The 21,098-nt window shown below is 30.7% G+C and carries 21 protein-coding genes and 1 pseudogene; 16 read left to right on the top strand and 6 right to left on the bottom strand.

The genetic code is table 11. The annotated features are described in order from the left end of the window. The first annotated feature begins 123 nt into the window (after positions 1-123). The 9 genes and pseudogenes from A0083_RS06440 (at position 124) to A0083_RS06405 (ending at position 8,711) form a co-directional block, all read left to right on the top strand. Positions 124-1,244 (top strand): annotated as a pseudogene (locus A0083_RS06440) (N-acetyl sugar amidotransferase). After that, a complete protein-coding gene (gene neuB, locus A0083_RS06435; RefSeq protein ID WP_197552898.1) occupies positions 1,231-2,241 on the top strand; it encodes an N-acetylneuraminate synthase in 1,011 nt (336 codons plus the stop codon). The pseudogene A0083_RS06440 and the gene neuB overlap by 14 nt, the downstream one beginning before the upstream one ends. Further along, a complete protein-coding gene (neuC, locus tag A0083_RS06430) occupies positions 2,231-3,388 on the top strand; it encodes a UDP-N-acetylglucosamine 2-epimerase (protein WP_197552896.1) in 1,158 nt (385 codons plus the stop codon). The genes neuB and neuC overlap by 11 nt, the downstream gene beginning before the upstream one ends. Next, positions 3,388-4,416 carry a nucleotidyltransferase family protein gene (locus A0083_RS06425; RefSeq protein WP_197552894.1) on the top strand — a complete coding sequence of 343 codons (1,029 nt, stop codon included), beginning with the start codon at positions 3,388-3,390 and terminating at the stop codon, positions 4,414-4,416. The genes neuC and A0083_RS06425 overlap by 1 nt, the downstream gene beginning before the upstream one ends. Continuing rightward, positions 4,413-5,315, top strand: a complete 903-nt coding sequence (locus tag A0083_RS06420; RefSeq protein ID WP_197552892.1) for a Gfo/Idh/MocA family protein — start codon at positions 4,413-4,415, stop codon at positions 5,313-5,315. Before A0083_RS06425 ends, A0083_RS06420 begins: the two co-directional genes overlap by 4 nt. Next, the gene (locus tag A0083_RS06415; RefSeq protein ID WP_197552890.1) at positions 5,308-6,015 is read left to right on the top strand and encodes an acylneuraminate cytidylyltransferase family protein; all 708 of its coding nucleotides are present in this window, start codon (positions 5,308-5,310) and stop codon (positions 6,013-6,015) included. Before A0083_RS06420 ends, A0083_RS06415 begins: the two co-directional genes overlap by 8 nt. After that, on the top strand, positions 6,015-6,779 hold the full coding sequence (ptmA, locus tag A0083_RS06410) for a flagellin modification protein PtmA (RefSeq protein ID WP_197552888.1): 765 nt from the start codon (positions 6,015-6,017) through the stop codon (positions 6,777-6,779). Before A0083_RS06415 ends, ptmA begins: the two co-directional genes overlap by 1 nt. Next, positions 6,779-6,919, top strand: a complete 141-nt coding sequence (locus tag A0083_RS08160; protein ID WP_232087556.1) for a hypothetical protein — start codon at positions 6,779-6,781, stop codon at positions 6,917-6,919. Before ptmA ends, A0083_RS08160 begins: the two co-directional genes overlap by 1 nt. After that, positions 6,903-8,711, top strand: coding sequence for a motility associated factor glycosyltransferase family protein (locus A0083_RS06405; protein WP_232087555.1), 1,809 nt, complete (start codon positions 6,903-6,905; stop codon positions 8,709-8,711). The genes A0083_RS08160 and A0083_RS06405 overlap by 17 nt, the downstream gene beginning before the upstream one ends. A 4-nt stretch (positions 8,712-8,715) precedes the next feature. Here the strand turns inward: A0083_RS06405 and A0083_RS06400 are convergent, their stop codons facing one another. Beyond that, positions 8,716-9,522: a glycosyltransferase family 2 protein gene (locus A0083_RS06400; protein WP_197552886.1), complete on the bottom strand. Its 807-nt coding sequence runs from the start codon at positions 9,520-9,522 to the stop codon at positions 8,716-8,718. A 51-nt stretch (positions 9,523-9,573) separates the two neighbouring features. Between A0083_RS06400 and A0083_RS06395 the strand changes: the two genes are divergently transcribed. The 4 genes from A0083_RS06395 (at position 9,574) to A0083_RS06380 (ending at position 13,279) form a co-directional block, all read left to right on the top strand. Next, entirely contained in the window at positions 9,574-10,488 is a 915-nt protein-coding gene (locus A0083_RS06395) for a glycosyltransferase family 9 protein (RefSeq protein WP_197552884.1), read from the top strand. 91 nt (positions 10,489-10,579) lie between these two features. Continuing rightward, positions 10,580-10,882, top strand: a complete 303-nt coding sequence (locus A0083_RS06390) for an HU family DNA-binding protein (protein ID WP_039619003.1) — start codon at positions 10,580-10,582, stop codon at positions 10,880-10,882. A 96-nt stretch (positions 10,883-10,978) separates the two neighbouring features. Next, positions 10,979-11,881, top strand: coding sequence for a cysteine synthase A (gene cysK / locus A0083_RS06385; protein ID WP_197552882.1), 903 nt, complete (start codon positions 10,979-10,981; stop codon positions 11,879-11,881). 12 nt (positions 11,882-11,893) lie between these two features. Beyond that, on the top strand, positions 11,894-13,279 hold the full coding sequence (locus A0083_RS06380; RefSeq protein WP_120759893.1) for a replicative DNA helicase: 1,386 nt from the start codon (positions 11,894-11,896) through the stop codon (positions 13,277-13,279). Here the strand turns inward: A0083_RS06380 and tpx are convergent. The 3 genes from tpx to A0083_RS06365 are packed head-to-tail and all read right to left on the bottom strand — an operon-like array spanning position 13,276 to position 16,304. Continuing rightward, positions 13,276-13,794 (bottom strand): thiol peroxidase, encoded by a 519-nt coding sequence (tpx, locus tag A0083_RS06375; RefSeq protein ID WP_120759891.1) that lies wholly within the window; start codon positions 13,792-13,794, stop codon positions 13,276-13,278. The two genes, A0083_RS06380 and tpx, sit on opposite strands and share 4 nt — an antisense overlap. Positions 13,795-13,807: 13 nt before the next feature. Then, complete coding sequence (gene mgtE / locus A0083_RS06370; protein WP_197552880.1) at positions 13,808-15,145, bottom strand: magnesium transporter; 1,338 nt, start codon at positions 15,143-15,145, stop codon at positions 13,808-13,810. Between the two features lies 1 nt (position 15,146). After that, complete coding sequence (locus A0083_RS06365) at positions 15,147-16,304, bottom strand: M23 family metallopeptidase (protein ID WP_120759888.1); 1,158 nt, start codon at positions 16,302-16,304, stop codon at positions 15,147-15,149. 126 nt (positions 16,305-16,430) lie between these two features. On the opposite strand from A0083_RS06365, the gene A0083_RS06360 reads away from it, so the two are divergent. The 3 genes from A0083_RS06360 to A0083_RS06350 are packed head-to-tail and all read left to right on the top strand — an operon-like array spanning position 16,431 to position 19,335. After that, on the top strand, positions 16,431-17,141 hold the full coding sequence (locus A0083_RS06360; protein ID WP_442861594.1) for a plasminogen-binding N-terminal domain-containing protein: 711 nt from the start codon (positions 16,431-16,433) through the stop codon (positions 17,139-17,141). Beyond that, positions 17,141-18,523 carry an FAD-linked oxidase C-terminal domain-containing protein gene (locus A0083_RS06355; RefSeq protein ID WP_197552878.1) on the top strand — a complete coding sequence of 461 codons (1,383 nt, stop codon included), beginning with the start codon at positions 17,141-17,143 and terminating at the stop codon, positions 18,521-18,523. Before A0083_RS06360 ends, A0083_RS06355 begins: the two co-directional genes overlap by 1 nt. Then, positions 18,523-19,335, top strand: a complete 813-nt coding sequence (locus A0083_RS06350; protein ID WP_197552876.1) for a YihY/virulence factor BrkB family protein — start codon at positions 18,523-18,525, stop codon at positions 19,333-19,335. Before A0083_RS06355 ends, A0083_RS06350 begins: the two co-directional genes overlap by 1 nt. On the opposite strand, the gene A0083_RS06345 is transcribed toward A0083_RS06350, so the two are convergent. Then, on the bottom strand, positions 19,282-20,538 hold the full coding sequence (locus tag A0083_RS06345; RefSeq protein WP_197552874.1) for a ComEC/Rec2 family competence protein: 1,257 nt from the start codon (positions 20,536-20,538) through the stop codon (positions 19,282-19,284). The two genes, A0083_RS06350 and A0083_RS06345, sit on opposite strands and share 54 nt — an antisense overlap. Then, positions 20,535-21,098 (bottom strand): DedA family protein, encoded by a 564-nt coding sequence (locus A0083_RS06340; RefSeq protein ID WP_120759878.1) that lies wholly within the window; start codon positions 21,096-21,098, stop codon positions 20,535-20,537. The genes A0083_RS06345 and A0083_RS06340 overlap by 4 nt, the downstream gene beginning before the upstream one ends.

The raw sequence follows: 21,098 nt of genomic DNA, 5'->3' as shown, positions 1-21,098 counted from the left end.
TGGTTTTATTGTAGAATTTTTTTGGATATATTTAGCCCGATTTTTTATGCATTCAGTGTAATAAAAACTTCCATGTTAAGGTATTTTTATACTGAATTTAAGAATATTTTTAAGGGCTATTGAATGAAATATTGCGATTATTGTGTTATGCCAAATACTAGACCTGGTATTAAATTTGAATTAGATGAAAATGGTAAAAATATTTGTTCGGCTTGTATTAACCACAAAAATAAAGAAAATGTAGACTATAAGATTAGATTTAAAGAGTTGGAAGAACTTTGCGATAAGTATAGAAGAATGAACGGTAAATATGAGTATGATTGTGCTATTGCGGTAAGTGGAGGTAAAGATTCTCACTTTCAGGTGCATATTATGAAAGAAAAATTAGGTATGAATCCTATTTTATTTAGTGTGGAAGATAACTTTACTATGACTGAAGCTGGTAAGAAAAACCTAAAAAATATTTCAGAAGAATTTGGATGTCATCTTGTGACTTTAAAACCTGATGTAAAAACCCAAAAAAAAGTTATGTTAAAAACTTTTGAAAGATATGGAAAACCTACTTGGTTTATAGATAGATTGATTTATTCTTACCCGTTTGCGATGGCTTTGAAATTTAACACCCCTTTACTTGTATATGGTGAAAATGTTTCTTATGAATATGGTGGAAGTGATAGTGTGGAAACACCTGATGCAAGTGGTATATTTTTAAATGGAGTAGCGAGTGATTTGGATATTAGTGAGTTTATAGATGAAGATATAAAGGAAGAAAATTTACAATTGTTTTTCACCCTAGTAAAGATGATATCTCTAAACTTCATCCTATATATTTAAGTTATTATATTAAATGGAATTCTTACAGTAATTATGTTTTTGCAAAGAGCAGGGGTTTTAGTGATTTAAATGGAGAGTGGGATAGAGCTATGACAGTAGAAAATTTTGATCAAGTTGATAGCATTGCGTATTTGGTGCATGCGTGGATGAAATATCCAAAATTTGGCCATGCTATGGCGAGTGATTATGCTGCTAGGTTTGTAAGATATGGACTTTTAAATAGAAATGAGGCAGTAAAATTAGTTAAACAAAAAGATCATTTACTAGATAACAAATGCATTGAAGATTTTTGTAGTATTTTAAATATTTCTAAATCTAAATTTTGGGAAATTGTAGAAAAACACTATAATAAGGAAATATTTTATAAAAATGATCTTGGAGAATATAAACTAAGAAATGAGATTACATAAAACCTTAATTATAGCAGAAGCTGGAGTGAATCATAATGGTGATATCAATTTAGCTAAAAAACTTATTGAGGTAGCTAGTGAAGCTGGAGCTGATTTTGTAAAATTTCAAACTTTTGTTGCTGAAAATTGTGTAAGCAAAAGTGCAAAAAAAGCACATTATCAGCTTCAAAATACAGATAAAGATCAATCACAACTTGACATGATTAAAAAGCTAGAGCTTTCTAGAAAGGATCATCAAGAACTAATAGATCATTGCAATAAATGCAATATCAAATTTCTTTCTACTGCTTTTGATTTAGAAAGTATAGATTTGCTTGTGGAACTTGGAGTGGAAATTTTCAAAATACCAAGCGGAGAAATAACTAATCTTCCTTATTTAAAAAAGATTGCTAGTTTTAATAAAAAGATTATTTTATCTACTGGCATGTCTACACTAGATGAAATTAAAAGCGCTATAAAGATTTTAGAGCAAAATGGCACCCAAAGAGATAAAATCACTATTTTACATTGTAATACTGAATATCCCACTCCTTTTGAAGATGTAAATTTAAATGCTATGCAAACTTTAAAAAAAGCCTTTTGCTTGCCCGTAGGATATTCTGATCATACTTTGGGGGTGACTATACCTATAGCAGCTGTAGCTATGGGAGCTTGTGTGATAGAAAAGCATTTTACTTTAGATAAGAGCATGTTGGGACCTGATCATAAAGCATCTTTGGAGCCTGATGAGTTAAAGACTATGGTAAAGGCTATAAGAGATTTGGAGCAAGCCTTTGGAGATGGAATTAAAAAACCTAGCAAGAGTGAAGATAAAAATAAAAATATAGCGAGAAAATCACTAGTGGCTAAAAAAGCTATAAAAAAGGGCGAATATTTTAGTGAAGAAAATTTAACCACAAAGCGACCAGGAAATGGAATTTGTGCCATGAATTATGATAGATATTTAGGTAAAATTGCACAAAGAAACTATAGTGAAGATGAGTTGATTGATGAGTAGAAAAATTTGTGTTGTTAGTGGTACTAGAGCCGAGTGGTATTTACTAAAAAGACTGTGTGAATGTATAGATCAAGATGATGAATTAACACTGCAACTTGTTGTTACAGCAGCTCACTTGAGTAAAGATTTTGGCTTTACTTACCAAGAAATTGAAAAAGAATTTAAAATTGATAAAAAAATCCCAATATTGCTATCTAATGATGATAAAATAAGTATTTGTAAAAGCATGGGGCTTTTGCAAATTTCACTTTGTGAAGCTTTTGAAGAGTTAAAACCTGATATGGTAGTAATATTAGGTGATCGATATGAAATGCTCTCTTGTGCTAGCACCTGCTTGCTTATGCAAATCCCTTTAGCGCATCTTTGTGGAGGTGAGCTTACTTTGGGGGCCATTGATGATAGTATAAGACATGCTATTAGTAAAATGGCACATTTGCATTTTGTAAGCACACAAAATTATGCAAATAGGATTTTACAGCTTGGAGAAAGTAAGGAGAAGGTTTTTAATGTGGGGTCTTTAGGAGGAGAAAACATTAAAAATATGATTTTTTTAAGTAAAAATGAATTACAAAAAGAATTAAATTTAACCTTTAATAAAAATATATATTTAATAACCTATCATCCTCAAACAATACAAACAACAAGTGTAGAAGAAGAAGTGAGATTACTGCTTGGTTTTTTAGATAGTTTGGAGAATTCTACTTTGATTTTCACTAAAGCAAATGCTGATGAAAATGGTTTGTTTATTAATAAGCTTTTAGAAAAATACTGCACAAAACAATCTCACAAGGCACGGTTGTTTGACAATTTAGGCTCTAAAAGATACTTGAGTTTGATGAAAATATCAAGCATGTTAATAGGGAATAGTTCTAGTGGAATTTGCGAAAGTCCTTTTTTTAAAATTCCTTGTATTAATATAGGCAATAGACAAGAAGGGAGAATCTTTGCAGATAATATCATAAATTGTGATATTTATCATTTAAAACAAGCATTTTTGTATGCTAACACCAAAGAGTATCAAGAAAAACTAAAAAATTTTACCAATCCTTTTGAATGCAAAGAAGATAATACAAGTGTGATGATAAAAGATGTCATAAAAAACATATCTTTGGAAAAAATTTTATATAAAAAATTCGTGGATATATAATGAGTATTGATAAATTAAAACTTGCTAAGAATGCAAGTATACAAGAGGCTTTAAAAATCATAGGCAATGAACGTGTCAGAATAGCTTTGGTGGTAGAAAATAATAAATTTTTAGGTGTAATTAGTGATTCAAACATTAGAAGAGCTTTGCTCAATGGTCAAAAGCTTGAAGACAGCATAGAGACAATTTATACTAAAAATTCTTTAACTATAAAAGAAAATACAAGCAAAGAGTATCTTTTAAAATTAGCTAGTCAAACAGATATTTATGATTTTCCAGTTTTAAATGATAATAATGAAGTCATAGCTATAAAGTCAATTGCTTCAGTGCTTAAAGAGAAAAGCTTTGAAAATGAAGTGGTGTTAATGGTGGGTGGTCTTGGAAGTAGATTGGGTGAGCTTACCAAAGATACTCCAAAACCCATGTTAAAAGTAGGAAAAAAACCTATACTTGAAAATATTGTTTTAAATTTTAAAGAGCAGGGTTTTAAAAAATTTATATTTTGCGTAAATTATAAAAAAGAAGTTATTTGTGATTATTTTCAAGATGGTAAGAATTTGGGAGTTGAAATCACTTATATTAAAGAAAAACAAAAGCTTGGAACTGCCGGAGCTTTGTCTTTGGTGCAAGATATAAAAAACACTTTCATTGTGATGAATGGAGATATTTTAACTAAACTTGATTTTGAAAAGCTTATTAAAGAGCATAAAAAAAGTAAAGCGGTGATGAGTGTAGTACTTAGAGAATTTGAGCACCAAATTCCTTACGGTGTTGTGAAAGTTTTTAATCAATACATAGAAGATATCGAAGAAAAGCCTGTACAAAAATTTTTAGTGAGTGCTGGAATTTATGTATTAGAACCAGAGGTTTTAAAGTATATTGATAAAAACACATATTTTGATATGCCAAATTTAATAAAGTCTTTGCTAGGGCAAAAGTTAAAAATTAATTCTTATTTGTTAGAAGATTATTGGATTGATATAGGTAGGCTTGAAGAGTATGAAAAAGCAATAGTGGATTTTCAATGAAAGCATTAATTATTGGGTATGGTAGTATAGGAAGAAAACATCATTTGGCTTTAGAGTGTTTGGGGTTTAAGGTAAGTATTGTCTCAAAAAGTTATGATAAAAATAAAATTGAGTGTTTTAAAGAACTATATGAGGCAAATTTGGAAACTTTTGATTTATTTGTGATTGCAAATATCACAGTTGATCATTATCGCACTTTAAAAGCGATTGATAGTAAAGTAGAAAATAAAACTATTTTGGTAGAAAAACCTCTTTTTGAAACTTTTAAAACTTGTCATTTAAGTGGTAAAAATGATATTTTCGTAGCTTATTTATTGCGTTTTCATCCTTTGATTTTGGATTTAAAAAAAATTATATCACAAGAACCTCATATCTATTTCGCAGAATTAAACTGCTCTTCTTATTTGCCAAATTGGAGAGATTGTGATTATCGGTTTAATTATAGCGCTAAAAAAGAGTTAGGTGGAGGTGTATTGTTGGATTTATCACACGAGATAGATTTGGCATTTTTTATGTTTGATAAACCACAACTTCTTTATGCGCAAAATTTAAAAATTTCAGAACTTGAGATCAATAGTGATGATTTTGCGTTTATGTCCTTAAAATCAAAAGATAGTTTGATACATATTAAACTTGATTATTTTTCCAAATTAACCAAAAGAGAGATTATATTGCATTCGCATACAAAAACCTATCATGCAGATTTGATTAACAATAAATTACATATATATGATAAAAATGCTTTGTTAGAAACAAAAGAATATCAAAGTGATACAAATAAAGTGTTGACCAATCTTCATAAAAAAGTTTTAAAAAGAGATAATAGTGTTTGCAAATTTAATGAAGCTTTAGAAGTTTTAAGGTTGAGTGATGAGGTTAAAAGGAGAGTAAATGGGTGATGTTTTGTGTACCATATGTGCAAGAGGTGGAAGTAAAGGAGTAAAAAATAAAAATATCAAAAAAATTAATAATTTAGAGTTAATAGCATATAGTATTATCCAGGCTAAAAATTCTAATTTATTTAATCATATTGTAATCAGCACAGATAGTGATGATATAGCTGAAGTTGCCTTAAGGTATGGTGGAGAAGTTTTTTTTAAAAGAGATGAAAGTTTGTCGCATGATGGTGCAGCAAAAATACCCGCAATAAGAGATTGTTTATTAAAAAGCGAGGTGTATTTTAACCAACGGTTTGAGACTATCATAGATCTTGATGCTTCTGCACCACTTCGTAGAAGTTACGATATTGTAAAAGCTTATGAAATTTTTAAAAGTGAGAATAAAGGTAATTTGATTACAGCGGTAAAGGCAAGACGTAATCCTTATTTTAATCTTATTGAGATTAATGAAAACGGAGTTAATACAAGCAAAAAAGGAAATTTTACCACAAGACAGAGTAGTCCAAAATGTTATGATATGAATGCTAGTATTTATATATTTAGAAGAAATAAACTTTTAGAAAGTGAGAATGTGTTTGGAAGTGATACTAGTTTATATATAATGGATGAGTCAACAGCTTTTGATATAGATAGTGAGTTAGATTTTGAGATAGTTGAGTTTTTAATTCAAAAAGCAAATTTAAAACCAGAGGATTTTTGATGCTTGATGGAAAAGTAGTTTTTATAGTAGGTGCATGTGGCAGGATAGGTAGTGCATTAAGTAAAGCGTGTTTGGAGCATAATGCCAAAATCATTATAGGCGATATCGATAAGATTAGGTTGGAAAAATTAAAAAAGAATTTGGGTGACAATGAAGCTGTTTTAGACTGTGAAGTTAATATTAGCAGTGAGCAAACAATAAGTAAGTGTTTACAAGAAGGAGTAAAGAAATTTGGCAAAATTGATGTTTTTGTTAATTGTGCTTACCCAGTAAGCAAAGATTGGGGTAAGGTTGAATATTATCAAGCAAGCTATGAGCAAATTTGCGAAAGTTTAAATTTGCACCTAGCTAGTTTTATTTTTGTAGCAAATATCATGGTTAAGTTTTTTAAAAAACAAGGCTTTGGAAATATCATCAATCTTAGCTCTATTATGGGTGTATATGCGCCTAAATTTGAAAACTATGAGGGTACTTCCATGCAAAGTTCATTGGAATATAGCGTGATTAAAGCAGGAATTAATCATCTTAGCGTATGGCTTGCAAAAGAACTTTTTAATACCAACATCAGAGTAAATTCTATAGCTTTTGGTGGCATAAGAGACAATCAACCGCAAGTTTTTTTGGAGGCTTATAGAAAGTGTTGCGCTTCTAAAGGAATGCTAGATGCTAATGATGTGTGCGGAACTTTGTTGTTTTTAATGTCAGATTACTCTCGTTTTATAACTGGTCAAACGATAGTAGTGGATGATGGATGGGGGTTATGATGAATATTTTAGAAAATAATATCAACGCATTGTTTGATAATTGTTTAAAAGAAGAGTTGAAAAGACAAAATCAAATTTATCAAGTAACACAGGGTAGTGATAATCTAGATATAAATATTATTGATGGGGGGGGGGAATAGGCTCTATGATAAACCACTAGAGGAGTTAAACACAACATTAAATTTATACAATGATAAATATCTTTTGTATCCTGTATTATTCTTTTATGGTTTTGGAAATGGAATTTTATACAAAGCTCTTTTGCAAAATCCAAATCATAAAATTGTAGTAGTGTTTGAACCTGATATAAGTGTAGTTTATACTGTATTTGGTATGATGGATTTTTCTAGGGAATTAAAAGAAGGTAGATTGCTGCTGATAAATCCAAATACGATAAACATTAACGATATAAAAAAAATATTTTCAAATAATTTGATATTTAACTTCTCAAGGGTTTATTTTTTGGAAATACATTGTGATTATTATGATAGAAAATATCAAAAAGATATTTTAAAATTAAATTCCTTGATTCAAGAGACTATTAAAGAGAATATTATTTCTAATGGAGATGATCCATTGGATACTTTAAAAGGTATAAGGCATTTTATTTATAATATACCAAAAATGGTATGCAATCCAAGCTATAAAGAATTATTAGCTAAAAGAAAAAATTTGAGTGATACTGCTATAATAGTTTCAACTGGACCTAGTTTAACAAAACAACTATCAACTTTAAAAAAATACCAAGATAAAGCAAGTGTATTTTGTGCGGATAGTGCTTACCCTATACTTGCAAAGGCAAACATAAAACCTGATTATGTTTTTTCGCTTGAAAGAACTGATTTTGCAAGTGAATTTTTTAATAATGACTTTGGTAGTTTTGATAAAGATATTTTATTTATCGTAAAATCCGTAGTACATCCTAATACGATTGGGTATTTAGAGAAAAATAAAAGAAAATATATGATGATTTCAACACCGGAATATTTTTTTAAATATTGCTCTTTAAATGATTTTGGATATTTTAATATGGGTTGGAGTGTTGCTCATATGGCTTGTTATTTGGCGGTTCATTTAAATCATAGCAATATAATATTTATTGGACAGGATTTGGCTTATGGAAAAGATAAGGTTTCTCACGCTATTGGACATATATATGGAGAGCATGATATGGATGAGGAGGGTTTATATAAGGAAAAAATAAAAATTCGAGCTTATGGTGGAGTGCAATATGTTGAAACTTCTTCTATATGGGTATTTTTCAAAAAAATACTAGAAAATGATATCGCTATTTTTAATAGTATGAATATAAAAACTTATAACTGCACCGAGGGTGGGGCTAGGATAAATGGAGCGATCGAGGAGCCTTTTGAGCGGGTGTGTGAAAAGCTACTAAGTAAAGATCTAAATAAACCGTTTGTTAAACTCTTAAGTTTGAATATGCAAAAACAAAATGAATTATTGTTAAAGGTGTATTATAAAATTACAATTAGTACCGAAAGATATGAAAAAATGAAAAAAGAATTATATCAAAAAAATGTATCTATTAATGAAAAATTATTGCGCATTCATAGCTTAGATACACAAGAATCTATAGATTTTTTTGGACTAATATTAAAGCAAATTGATGAAATTAAAATGAAGGTGTATTCCTTTGGATTATTGAATGGACCCTTAATTAAACAATTTGAATTAAATTTGGCAAGAATTTATGTATTAAATCCAAAAACAAAAGAAGATAGTTATAATAAATCAATGCTTTGGATAAAAGAGCATTTAGATTGGATGCGTTTAATCATAGCACATATAGATGCTCAAAAAGAAGTTTTAGGAAGAAGTATAGTTTCAACTAAAGATGAGCTTAAAAAAAGAGGATTTGCAAATTTGGTAGAAAAAATTGAAAAAAGAGCTTTAAAAAATGCCAGCTTTTAATGTTTTACATTCTGTTTTTTAAATTTTTATTTTCTATTTCTAAGCTATCGAGTAGTTTTTCGTTAAATTTTTGATAAGAAAAGATGCTCGATAGCTTTTTTATAACCTCGGTGGTTTTTACTTTATGTGTATAATTTTGCCATAAAATTGCTTTATTTTTGTTTTCATATCTACCATTTTCATTAAATTCATAGCGGTATATACATTCTTTTGATACAAAAAAACTCTCACTTAGCATAAAATTGATATAGTTAAAAAGCACATCTTCTCCATAACAAAGTCTTTTTTTAGAATCAACATATTCAAAACTTTTTAAAATCAAATCTTTTCTATATACTTTTGCCCAAACACTCCAGCAAAAATGCTTTTGATTGAGTAAGAAATTTAAAAAATCATCTTTATTAAAAAACTCATCTTGCTTAAATCTATAAAATTTTTTAAATTTCACCCTATGTACATATGCATCAAACACTACCATACCGACATTTTGTATTTTTTCAAACCCAAGCTCACAAGCATTAAGCTCTAGATAATCATCAGGATCTAAAAACATTATATAGGGTGAGCTTGAATTTAACACACCTATATTTCTACTAGCAAAAGTTCCTAAATTCTCTTCATTATGTATAATTTTTATCCTATCATCTTTACTAGCATATTCTTTAGCTATATCTATACTTCTATCATTACCAAGGTCATCTACCACAATGATTTCTATATCTTTAAAAGTTTGGTTGATACAACTTTCTAATGCTCTAGCTATATATTTTTCTACATTATAAGTTGGTAGTATGATAGAAATTTGACTCATTTTAGCTCTTTATTTTTTGATATAATTATAGCTTTTATTTTAAGGAAAATCATGAATATTTTTATCAACCTTCCTACTTGGCTTGGTGATGCGGTAATGGCTAGTGCAGCTATTTATGCTATCAAGGAAAAGTATCCTCAAGCTAAATTTACTTTTTATGGTTCTTTTGTCAGCACAGAGCTTTTTAAGCGTTTTGAAAATGCTCAAATTTTAGTAGAAAATAAAAAGCAAAGATATAGACAAATTTTAAAAGCTAGAAAAAACCTTGGTAAATTTGATCTAGCTTTTTCATTTCGCTCAGCATTTTCAAGCAAGATTATTTTAAATCTAATCAAAGCAAAAAAAAGATTTTATTTTGATAAAAATATCCTAAAAGAAGAACACCAAGTTTTAAAGTACTTAAATTTCATAGAAAAAGCTTTAAATTTTAAAGCCACTTCAAGTGTTTTAAAACTTCCTATCAAAGCAAAGTCAACTCAAAAAATTTTAGGTATAAATGCAGGTGCACATTTTGGAAGTGCTAAAAGATGGGAGGCAAGCTATTTTGCAAGGGTGGCAAAAGAATTTAGCCCCACACATCAAATTTTAATCTTTGGAGTAGAAAGTGAGAGAGAAATTTGCAATGAAATTGAACATTTGCTTTCAAAAGCAGGTATAAAGGCAAAAAATCTTTGTGGCAAAACTAGCATTTATACTTTATGTAAAAACATTTCTATGCTTGATTTGCTCATCACAAATGATAGTGGTCCTATGCATATAGGCGCAGTTTATGGGGTGAAAACGGTGGCTGTTTTTGGCTCAACTAAATTTAGCCAAACCTCGCCTTGGCAAGAAAACGCTAAAATAGCTCATCTTGATCTAGCTTGTATGCCTTGTATGCAAAAAGTTTGTCCTTTAAAACATCACAAATGCATGAAAGACTTAAAACCTGAGGTGGTAATAAATTTAGCAAAAGCATTTTTTTAGCGCATTTTTCCCTATGATTTGGGCTTAAACTCTTGCAAAAGCTTGATAAATGTGTTAAACTTAAGAAACATTTTTAATCAAGGAGCTTTTTATGACTAAAGCAGATTTTATTTCTCAAGTTGCTCAAACTGCTGGGCTAACTAAAAAAGATGCAACTGCGGCTACTGATGCAGTAATCGCTACTATTACTGATGTTTTAGCTAAAGGTGATAGCATTAGCTTTATCGGTTTTGGTACATTTTCTGTAGCTGAAAGAGCAGCTAGAGAAGCTAGAGTTCCAAGCACTGGCGCTACTATTAAAGTACCTGCGACAAAAGTTGCTAAATTTAAAGTAGGTAAAAACCTTAAAGATGCAGTTGCCGCTGCTAAAACTGCTAAAAAAGCTAAAAAATAATTCTTACGCAAAAGTTTTTTAACTTTTGCGTTTTTCTTCATAGATTATGTATTAATTTTCTTTTGATATTGTTTTTAAAAATATTAAAGGAAAAAAATGTCAATCTATCATAGTATCTTAGACTGCGTAGGCAATACCCCGATTATCTCTTTAAAAGAATTTGCACCTAATCTTTATGGTAAATGTGAGTATTTTAACCCAAGTCATTCTATAAAAGATAGAGCGGCTTTAGAGATGATAAAGCAAGCTTTAGAAGAAGGTAAAATCAATCAAGAAACAACGATTGTAGAAGCCACAAGTGGAAACACTGGTATAGCTTTAGCGATGATTTGTGCGAGTTTGAAGTTAAAATTAGTCATTGCAATGCCTGAGTCTATGAGTATAGAGCGTAGAAAAATGATGAGTTTTTTTGGCGCAAAATTAGAGCTTACCCAAGCAAGCAAAGGTATGCAAGGGGCACTTGATAGGGCTAATGAGCTTTTGGGTGAAATTCCAAATTCATTTATGATAAGTCAATTTGAAAATATTAATAACAAAAATGCACACAGAAAAAACACGGCTTTGGAAATTTTAAAAGTTCTACCTGATCTTGATATTTTCGTGGCAGGTTTTGGTACAGGTGGGACTATCAGCGGTGTAGGAGAAATTTTAAAAGAACACAATTCTAATATCAAAATCATCGCTTTGGAGCCAGCTGCTTCTCCACTTTTGAGTCAAAACAAAGCTGCAAGTCATAAAATTCAAGGTATAGGTGCAAATTTTATCCCTAAAATTTTAAATCAAAAAATCATAGATGAGATAGTTTGTGTAAGCAATGAAGATGCTATAAATACAGCTTTAGAGTTAGGTAAAAATGGCATCATGGCAGGAATTTCAAGCGGAGCAAATGTTTTTATGGCTAGAAAAATTGCCCTAGAAAACTCTGATAAAAAAGTCTTGACTATGCTAAATGATACAGCTGAGCGATATTTATCAACTGATTTATTTGCAAATTTATAATTTGGAGTATGTATGAGTCAAAATAATGAGCATTTTGATTTGGATCTTGAAAGAGCGATTTTAAGCTCTTGTATTTATAGCGAAGATTCTTTTTTTAGTATTTCTTCAGATATTGAAATCAATGATTTCTCGCTTAAAGCTCATCAGGATATTTATAAAGCGATTTTAGCTTGTGTGAATGCGGGTGAGCCTATAAGCGCAAGTTTTATTAGAAAACATAAAAAAGTTGATGAGCAAATTTTAAGTGAAGTTTTAGCCACGACTTCTATCGCAGATGTAAGTAAATATGCTTATGAGCTTAGAGAAAAATCCATTAGACGTCAGCTTTTAAATTTTGCCTACACTATACCTTCAAGGGTAAATGAAGATAAAAGTATTTCTCAAATTTCAGATGAAATAGGCAAAGAAATTTTTAATCTTACCAATCGTGTAAATAGCAATAGTATCAAAGATATGACTGTTGTTATGTCAGAGTTGATGGAAGAATTTAAAAAACAAAAAGAAGCTGAAAATAAAGATATTTTAGGACTTGATACGGGTTTTAGTGAACTGAATAAAATGACTAAAGGTTTTAAGCCTGGTGATCTTGTCATCATCGCAGCGCGCCCGGGTATGGGTAAGACAACTATTTGTCTTAATTTTATAGAAAAAACGCTTAGGCAAAATAAAGGCGTTGTAATGTTTTCGCTAGAAATGCCTGCTACGCAAATCATGCAAAGATTAATCAGTGCAAAAACTTCCATTCCTTTGCAAAAAATTCTCATTGCAGATTTAAATGATGATGAATGGAGTAGATTAGGAGATGCGTGCAATGAATATGCGCAAAAAAATCTTTATATTTACGATAGTGGCTATGCTAGCATAGCAGATATCCGTTCGATTTTACGCAAGATTAAAGCTCAAGATGAAAGCATTGAACTTTGCGTAGTTGATTATATCGGTCTTATGATGAGTAATTCAGCTTTTAATGATAGGCATTTACAAGTGAGTGAAATTTCAAGAGGTTTGAAGCTTTTAGCAAGAGAACTAAATATGCCAGTGGTTGCGCTTTCGCAATTAAATCGTTCATTGGAAAGTAGGGCTAACAAGCGTCCTATGCTTAGTGATTTAAGAGAAAGTGGTGCTATCGAGCAAGATGCGGATACGATTTTGTTTGTTTATAGAGATGAGGTTTATAGAGAACAAGAAGAAAAAGAAAGAGAAAATAAAGCCAAAAATGAAGGCAAGACCTATGAGAGGAAATTTATGCCAAATCCTGTGCAAGAAAAGGCTGAGCTTATTATAGGAAAAAATAGAAATGGACCAGTAGGACATGTGGATTTGCTTTTCTTAAAAGAAAAGTCGTGTTTTATTGAAGCACCAAAAGAAGATTTTGTGGTTACAAACTTTGAAGGTTAATTCAAAGAGTAACCATAACTTTTATGCATAAAAAGCTCCAAGTCATTAAAGTCAATTTTTCCCATCAATTCTTCAACTAGTTGTTTATAAACAACCTCGCCATCTTTAATCACAAAAGCAGATCTTGCTAGAAGACCTGCAAATATACTATTGTCTATTAACACCCCATAGTTTTTACCAAAATCTTTAAAGGCAAAATCACTTGCAACGATAATGCCATCAATCCCTTCAGTTGCACAAAAACGATCCATAGCAAAGGGTAAGTCCATGCTAATAATAATCACTTCAACATTTTTCATAGAAGCTAGTCTTTTGTTGGTTTCTTTGGCTTGTCTTGAACATACTTGAGTATCCAAACTAGGAAAACTTAGTAAAATTTGAGTTTTTCCAGGGGGTGCTATTTCTACAGGAGCGAGATTTTTAGTTCTTAATGTAAGCCTTGGAGCGCGATCGCCAACTTCTAAATCATCTCCTATGAGTTTGATTTCTTGTCCTTTGTAGCTAATGTATGGCATGCTCCTCCTTTTTTTATAGTAGTATCATTTTAGCTAAAAGTAAAAAGCTAAAAAATCCTAATCCATCTGTGATAGCTGTGATCACTACACTTGAACCTACTGCAGGATCAATTTTAAATTTTTTCAATGTCAATGGCACAAAGGACCCTACAAAACCTGCCAAGGCTAGGTTAATTAGCATTGATAGGGCTATCACAAGCCCCAAAAGAGCGGTTTTAAACCATATAAAAGCTATGATACTCATAATACTTGCAAATACCAAACCATTTAGCAAAGAAATTCCACTTTCTCTTAAGATAACCTTTTTTGCATCTTTAAATTCGACTTCATTAAGTGAAAGCTTTCTAACGGTTACAGCTAAAGCTTGTGAGCCGGTATTGCCTCCCATGGAAGCTACGATTGGCATTAGCACCGCCAAGGCTACAAGTTGCTCGATCTCTCCCGAAAAAAGACTAATGATATTGGCAGATATTAAAGAAGTGGTAAGATTAATCATCAACCAAAATGCTCTTGCCTTGGCTGCTTTAAAGGCGCTTTCTTCTTCAGCATCCTCATCAACTCCGGCTAAGTTATAAATTTGCTCTGTTGCATTTTCTTGGATCAAATCATGGATATCATCATAGGTAATTCTACCTAAAAGTACTCCATCATCATTTACAACCGCTAAAACACTTAAGTCATAATCTTCTACTAAATCAATAGCTTTTTGTATATCTTCGTGATCTTTAATACTGTAGCTTTTATACTTTTCGCTATTGTTCTTAATGATATCGGCAAAACTAAGTTTAAAATCCCAAAGTAAAAGATCGCTTAGGTTGATCGCATTGCAAAGTTTTCCGTGGCCATCGATGATGTAAACTTGAAAAATTTGATCTACTTGACCTGTATGTTTTAAAATTCTATATCTTTTTATCGCTTTTTCTATACTCTCATCAATAGAAGCGGTAAAAATTTCTGTTTGCATGTAAGCGCCCGCAGTATTTTCATCATAATTCTTAAGACGTAGAATTTCTTCCTTATCTTCAGAACTTAAGCGGTTTAAGATAGCAAGAGTTTTTTCAAGATTAAGTTCTTCAAAGCGTTTGATCAAGTCAGTTGCATCATCACTTTCAAGTTCTTCAACTGCTTTAGCTATTTTAATAATGCTTAAATATTCTAAAATATCCTCTAAGATGTGATCAGGTGTGATGGTTGCTACATTTGCTAAAGTGAGTGTATCAAAAGATTTGAGGGTTTGAAGATAAAGTTCTTCATCATATCTTTTGATAGTTTTTAGTGCTTCATTGATTTCATAGGTGCTTTGATCTTTAGAAGTGTTTATAAGTTCTTGTGCTTCTAAAAATTCATTCATCTCAAAGCTCCATGGAATTTTCTATATTTTGTTCTTTAGGTGGATTTTGATAGTTTTCATCTACACTTTGTAAACGTTTTTCATAAGCTCTTGCCATTTTTAGGAATTCTTCTTTATTTTTTCCGCTTAGGCTTGATTTTGGAATTTTTACAATAGTTTCAGGATTGATTGCTTTATTATTAAGATAAAGTCCAAAATGCAAATGTGGACCCGTGCTTAAACCTGTAGAACCTACATAGGCGATCACTTGTCCTTGTTTGACTTTTTGACCCCGCTTGATTTTAGCAAAGCGACTAAGATGAGCATATAAAGTCATATAACCTGACATATGTTTAACTTGCACTACCTTGCCATAGCCACCTTTGGTTCCAACAAAACTTACAACCCCATCTCCCGCGCTTTTAACCGGAGTGCCTGTTGGTGCAGCATAGTCAATACCCAAGTGCGCTCTATATCGTTTTAAGATAGGATGGTATCTTGCTCTTGTAAAACGATCTGAAATTCTTGTATATTTCACAGGTTTGGTTAAGAAGAAATTTTCAAGCTCTTTTCCCTGTGCATTATAATAAGAGTCTTTGTATAAAAATACCGAATACTCTTTGCCTCTGATGTTAGCTAAAGCCGCATGGATGTTGATATCACCAAAAAGCTTTCCTAGTCTTCTTTTTTGTTCATAAATCAAAACAACACTATCGCCTTTTCTAACATTTTTAAAATTAACGGTATTTTTAAATGCACGCACCATAGCTCTAGCCAAAGTTACACTACCGCTTTCATCATATACATCTTGATATGCTGAATTATTAATAGCAACACGTAAGGTTCTTTTTTCTTTAGTGTAAGAAATAGGTGTGAAGCTTAATACGAATTTATTATCTGTATTTTTATAAATGTGAATTTGCAAATCATCGCTAATGGGGATTAAAACTTGCTCAAGTTGACCTTGCTCGTCTTTTAGCATTTGGTATTTAATACCACTTGCAATTTCTGCACTTAGCTCTTTGTCTTCAGCATCAAGATTATAATATAAATTAAGTGGTATAGAATGATCTTGTAAAAAATCAAGTAAAGTTTTGCCATTTTCCCAAGAAAGTTCTTCGATACTTGAAATAGCAAAAAGTTTCATTGAAATAAGTAAAGTTATAAAAATTTTTTTCATGATATTTTAAGCCTTCTAAAATTTAAACATAAATTTGTATTTTACTTAATTTTTCTTACAATTTTGTAAGGAAAAAACAATATAATTTAATTTTTAGACATTTTTAAGGAGTATAAATTGTCAAGAATTATTTTATTGCTTTGTTGTTTTTTAGCATTTTTACAAGCTAAAAATTTTGATTTGATACAAACAAAACTTGAAAAAGTTGATGATATTTACGGCTATGTCAAAGATGATCCTAGAATTTTATTATATTCAAGTGGTATTGTAGTGCATGAGATTGATACGCAAAAATCTATCATTGCAAGAGTTAGTGTGATCGGGCGTGAAAATGGTTATGTTAAATTACAGTTTAAAGTTTTTGACATGCTAGCTCAAGATGCTATGCCTTTGCCAAATGTGTTACCGCAAGTTGGTGATAAGATTGTTTTAAATTATTTATACGATAGAGCTTTGATTATTGCTCCTGATAAAAGTGTATATGATTTTGTAGCACATAAAATGAATGGAATTTATTTTGTTCATCCTGATTTGTTTGGCGCGCATATGATACAAGAATACCGCCAAACACCAAGAAGATCAGACTTTAGATCTTTTTGTTCTAAAAATGCAGTTGGGCTTTTGGTGGTGGCTTTGGAAAAAAGAGCTGAAGTAGTTGATTGTCAAGATTTTGGCAAGATTGAAGAATTTAGCATTCCGCCGGCAAAAAGTTTGCAGATACCATTTTACTCAAGAATCACAGGCTACAAAAGCGATATTTTTAGTTTAAATGATGAGGCAATTGGAAATTATTATATATATTATGAAAAATTGATTAGCTTAACTAGAGAAAAATAATGCAAGAAATTCACCAAAAATTTTTTCAAGATCTTTTAGGAGTTGAAAACGCATACTTTGACCCTATTCATAAAAGAGCGTATAGTTATGATGCTACCAAAAAACATTATTTGCCTGATGGGGTGCTTTTTCCAAGAGATGAAAATGATATCAGTCAAATTTTAAAATATTGTAATGAAAATAAAATCATAGTGATCCCTAGGGGTTCAGGTAGTGGTTTTACCGGTGGAAGCTTGGCTATTAATGGTGGAGTAGTGCTAAGTTTTGAAAAGCATATGAACAAAATTTTAGAAATTGATCTTGAAAATTTAGTCGCAGTAGTGCAACCTGGTGTGATTAATATGGCTTTGCAGGAAAAAGCAAAAGAATACGGTTTATTTTATCCACCTGATCCTGCGAGCATGGAATATTCTTCTTTAGGGGGAAATGTAAGTGAAAATGCGGGCGGTATGAGGGCTGCTAAGTATGGTATCACCAAAGATTATGTAATGGCTTTAAGGGCGGTTTTACCTAATGGAGAAATTATTAGAGCGGGCAAAAAAACCATAAAAGATGTGGCAGGATATAATCTTGCTGGAATTTTAATCGCAAGTGAAGGTTCTTTAGCTGTACTTAGTGAGATTACTTTAAAGTTAGTCGCTTTGCCAAAATTTAAAAAAACCGCAATGGGAATTTTTAATAGCATTGATGAAGCTATGAATGCGGTTTATAAAACCTTAGCTAAAGGCGTTACACCTGTTTCTATGGAATTTTTAGATCAACTTAGTATACAAGCATTAGAGCAAAAATTTCAAAAAGGCTTGCCAATGGATGCGGGTGCGATTTTGATTGCTGATGTAGATGGTAATGTGGAAGAAGCCATAGAAGCAGATCTTAAAATCCTACAAGAAAGTTTTTATGAATCAGGTGTAAGAGAATTTAAAATAGCGAAAAATGAGCAAGAAGCAGCTGATATTTGGTTTGCTAGAAGAAACTGTTCTCAAAGTATAGCAATGTATGGCAATTTAAAGCTTAATGAAGATATTACAGTGCCGCGTTCAAAACTACCAGAGCTTTTAAAAGGTATAAGCGAAATTTCTAAAAAATATGGTTTTAAAATTCCTTGTTTTGGGCATACTGGTGATGGAAATGTGCATACAAATGTTATGGTAAGTGATAAAAACAATCCTGAATTAGTTAAAAAAGGCTATGAAGCTGTGGAGGAAGTTTTTAAGCTTACGGTTTCTTTGGGTGGGACTTTAAGTGGAGAGCATGGCATAGGAATTTCAAAAGCTCCTTTTATGAAACTAGCCTTTAATGAAGCTGAAATGGAGCTAATGAGAAATATCAAAAAGGCATTTGATCCAAATAATATACTTAATCCTTTCAAAATGGGACTTTGATGACTTTTAAAAACATAATCAAAATTCTTTTTGCGCTAAGAGATAAAGAAATTTTAAATTATGCAGCAGCTTTAAGTTTTTATACGATTTTGTCGTTAATACCACTTTTATTTTTATGTTTTTGGGTTTTTACGCAAATTCCGAGTTTTGAAATTTATCAAGAAAAAATTAAAAATTTAATTTTCACTTTTTTGATTCCAACACAGCAAGATTTGATTACACAATACATCAACACTTTTTTAAAAAACAGTGTCAATTTAGGGCTGATCGGGCTTTTGGCTATGGCATTGACTTCGTTGGCGTTTTTTTCAGGTTATGATTATGTGATCAACAAGCTTTTGCAAGAAGATTCAAAAAGTCTTTGGCATAGTATTAGTTCTTATTGGACTTTGGCAACTTTAACTCCACTTGGGCTTGGAGTGAGTTTTTATATCTCAGGTTTTATACAACAAACTTTAGATGAATTTAATATTACTTTGAATTTTTTTGAGGTATTGCCTTATGTGATTATTTGGGCTTTATTTTTTGTATCTTATTCAAGTTCGGTTAGCAAGAAAGGGGATTTAAAAGCTTTGCTTGTTAGCTCTTTTGGTGCTTCTGTGATTTGGTATATTTCTAAAATGGTATTTGTTTATTATGCGGTGTATAATAAGACTTATTTAAATGTGTATGGTTCTTTCTCGGTGATTTTATTTTTCTTTTTGTGGATTTATATTTCTTGGATTATTTATCTTTTAGGCTTGAAAACGTATTTGTTTTTAAATCAAGAAAACAAAGGGAATAAACCCAAGAGAAACTACAAAAAGAGCTAGGTATCTAGAAAAAATACTCATTAAGGATAAAACCAAATAGACTATATAATAAGTCGATGAAATAGGAAAATTGACACTAGGCATTTTAAATTCAAAAAAATACAACAACAATATATCTAGCAAATTCCCATAAGAGAAAACATGTAAAAGTAAACTAAGTGGATAAAAAACAATAAAAGCCAAGCTAAGTGGTATGGCTAAAAACTGCTGAAAACTCAACAAAGGAAAGAAATGTAATACAGGGATAATCATAGCAAGAAAGGTCCAAATATTAATTAAAACAGCATGAGTAAAGTTTGAAAAATAACTTTTAAAATGATGAAAATATAAATAAATATAAAAAACACCTAAAATAGAAAATAAAAATCCTATACTAAAAAGTAGTTTTGGAAAGATACTCACACAAAACGCCACACTTAAAAACAAAAATTTAAAGCTTAGTATTTTGATATGTTTGCTATAAAGATAAAAGGCAAAAAGACTCATAAGCAAAGCTCTTATATAAGAAGGGCTAAAGTCGATTAAAAAAGCATATAAAAATAAAAGTGAAAAAGCAATAATGCTAAGATCAAGTTTTAAGCTTCTGTAAGGAAAATACCGCTTGTGAAAAAAAGCATACAGCGGAGCAAGAATGAAAAAACAAAATCCAAATAACAACCCTAAATGGTATCCACTAATTGCAATTAAATGAGCAATATTGTAAAAATTCACATCATTTCTAAGTTCATTTGATATGCCTTTGGCAAAAAATAAAGCCCCATAGAATTCTTTAATTTTTTCATTTGTATGTTGATGGAGAAAATACTCCACAATAGCTTTTTCTTTTTTGTTTTGACTTTTAATCCAACCATAACTTGGCGCAAAAAAACTTTTACTTAGATACTCTTTGAAGCTGATATTTTTGGTAATAATTCTAAGATGAATCGTGTCGTTTTGACTTAGGTTAAGATCCTTAAAACTTGTGGTGTAAAAAATAAATTCCGAATTTTTAAGTTTTATTACATGGTATTTTTTACCTTTTTTGTTGCTTTTTGGGTAGTAAGATAAAACAGTGTTGTCTTTTAATAGCAAATGCTTACTAAGTTTAAAATTTTGATATTTTTTATACTCATAAATAAGATTTAGACTAAAAATGATCAAAAAACACGATAATAAAATCAAAAATTCTCTATAAGGGTGTTTTATAGAGAATTGAAAAATCATTTTTTCTTAGAAAAACGTGATAAATATAACCATATAATAAAAATTAAAGTGATTATAAAAGCAGGTGCGATATAAGGATAGTTTGAAAATACTTCAAAAGCTTCTTTTAAAGTGTTACCAAAAATAAAACCAGCATATCCTAAGGCGATAGCCCAAATTAAACTTGCTAAAGTATTGATGATGAAAAATCTTATAAAGCTAAATTTACAAAGTCCCGCCGCGATAGGAATGATGGTTTTTACCCCATAGATAAATTTTTGCACCACTAAGAGTATATCACCGTATTTTTTTATTTTCATCATGGCTAGGGCTATTTTTCTTCGGTGATTTTTAAAATAAGGCATAATATCTTTTTTATAATATTTACCTAAAATAAAAAGCAAGGTCGAGCCTATGGTATTAGCTAAGAAAGCTAAAAAAATACACCAGTGCAAATCAAGCTTAGTAGAGCTTGCACAAAGTACACCCGCAGCAAGTATGGCCACCATACCGCCGCCAAATGAATAAAAAAATAAAATCAAATAGCCATAAGTGCTAAGATTATTTATCATTTCTTGCAT

Origin of the sequence: Campylobacter sp. 2014D-0216, from assembly GCF_014931215.1 — a bacterium.
Classification (GTDB): Bacteria; Campylobacterota; Campylobacteria; order Campylobacterales; family Campylobacteraceae; genus Campylobacter_D.
Note: the sequence above shows the minus strand (reverse complement) of the source record. Positions and strands in the feature narration are given on the sequence as shown.

Excerpts from the sequence above, each read along its gene's own strand:
- neuB (WP_197552898.1), top strand. The coding sequence starts at position 1,231 with ATGAGATTACATAAAACCTTAATTATAGCAGAAGCTGGAGTGAATCAT.
- A0083_RS06425 (WP_197552894.1), top strand. The coding sequence starts at position 3,388 with ATGAGTATTGATAAATTAAAACTTGCTAAGAATGCAAGTATACAAGAG.
- A0083_RS06420 (WP_197552892.1), top strand. The coding sequence starts at position 4,413 with ATGAAAGCATTAATTATTGGGTATGGTAGTATAGGAAGAAAACATCAT.
- A0083_RS06415 (WP_197552890.1), top strand. The coding sequence starts at position 5,308 with ATGGGTGATGTTTTGTGTACCATATGTGCAAGAGGTGGAAGTAAAGGA.
- ptmA (WP_197552888.1), top strand. The coding sequence starts at position 6,015 with ATGCTTGATGGAAAAGTAGTTTTTATAGTAGGTGCATGTGGCAGGATA.
- A0083_RS08160 (WP_232087556.1), top strand. The coding sequence starts at position 6,779 with ATGAATATTTTAGAAAATAATATCAACGCATTGTTTGATAATTGTTTA.
- A0083_RS06405 (WP_232087555.1), top strand. The coding sequence starts at position 6,903 with ATGGGGGGGGGGAATAGGCTCTATGATAAACCACTAGAGGAGTTAAAC.
- A0083_RS06400 (WP_197552886.1), bottom strand. The coding sequence starts at position 9,522 with ATGAGTCAAATTTCTATCATACTACCAACTTATAATGTAGAAAAATAT.
- A0083_RS06395 (WP_197552884.1), top strand. The coding sequence starts at position 9,574 with ATGAATATTTTTATCAACCTTCCTACTTGGCTTGGTGATGCGGTAATG.
- A0083_RS06390 (WP_039619003.1), top strand. The coding sequence starts at position 10,580 with ATGACTAAAGCAGATTTTATTTCTCAAGTTGCTCAAACTGCTGGGCTA.
- cysK (WP_197552882.1), top strand. The coding sequence starts at position 10,979 with ATGTCAATCTATCATAGTATCTTAGACTGCGTAGGCAATACCCCGATT.
- A0083_RS06380 (WP_120759893.1), top strand. The coding sequence starts at position 11,894 with ATGAGTCAAAATAATGAGCATTTTGATTTGGATCTTGAAAGAGCGATT.
- tpx (WP_120759891.1), bottom strand. The coding sequence starts at position 13,794 with ATGCCATACATTAGCTACAAAGGACAAGAAATCAAACTCATAGGAGAT.
- mgtE (WP_197552880.1), bottom strand. The coding sequence starts at position 15,145 with ATGAATGAATTTTTAGAAGCACAAGAACTTATAAACACTTCTAAAGAT.
- A0083_RS06365 (WP_120759888.1), bottom strand. The coding sequence starts at position 16,304 with ATGAAAAAAATTTTTATAACTTTACTTATTTCAATGAAACTTTTTGCT.
- A0083_RS06355 (WP_197552878.1), top strand. The coding sequence starts at position 17,141 with ATGCAAGAAATTCACCAAAAATTTTTTCAAGATCTTTTAGGAGTTGAA.
- A0083_RS06350 (WP_197552876.1), top strand. The coding sequence starts at position 18,523 with ATGACTTTTAAAAACATAATCAAAATTCTTTTTGCGCTAAGAGATAAA.
- A0083_RS06345 (WP_197552874.1), bottom strand. The coding sequence starts at position 20,538 with ATGATTTTTCAATTCTCTATAAAACACCCTTATAGAGAATTTTTGATT.
- A0083_RS06340 (WP_120759878.1), bottom strand. The coding sequence starts at position 21,098 with ATGCAAGAAATGATAAATAATCTTAGCACTTATGGCTATTTGATTTTA.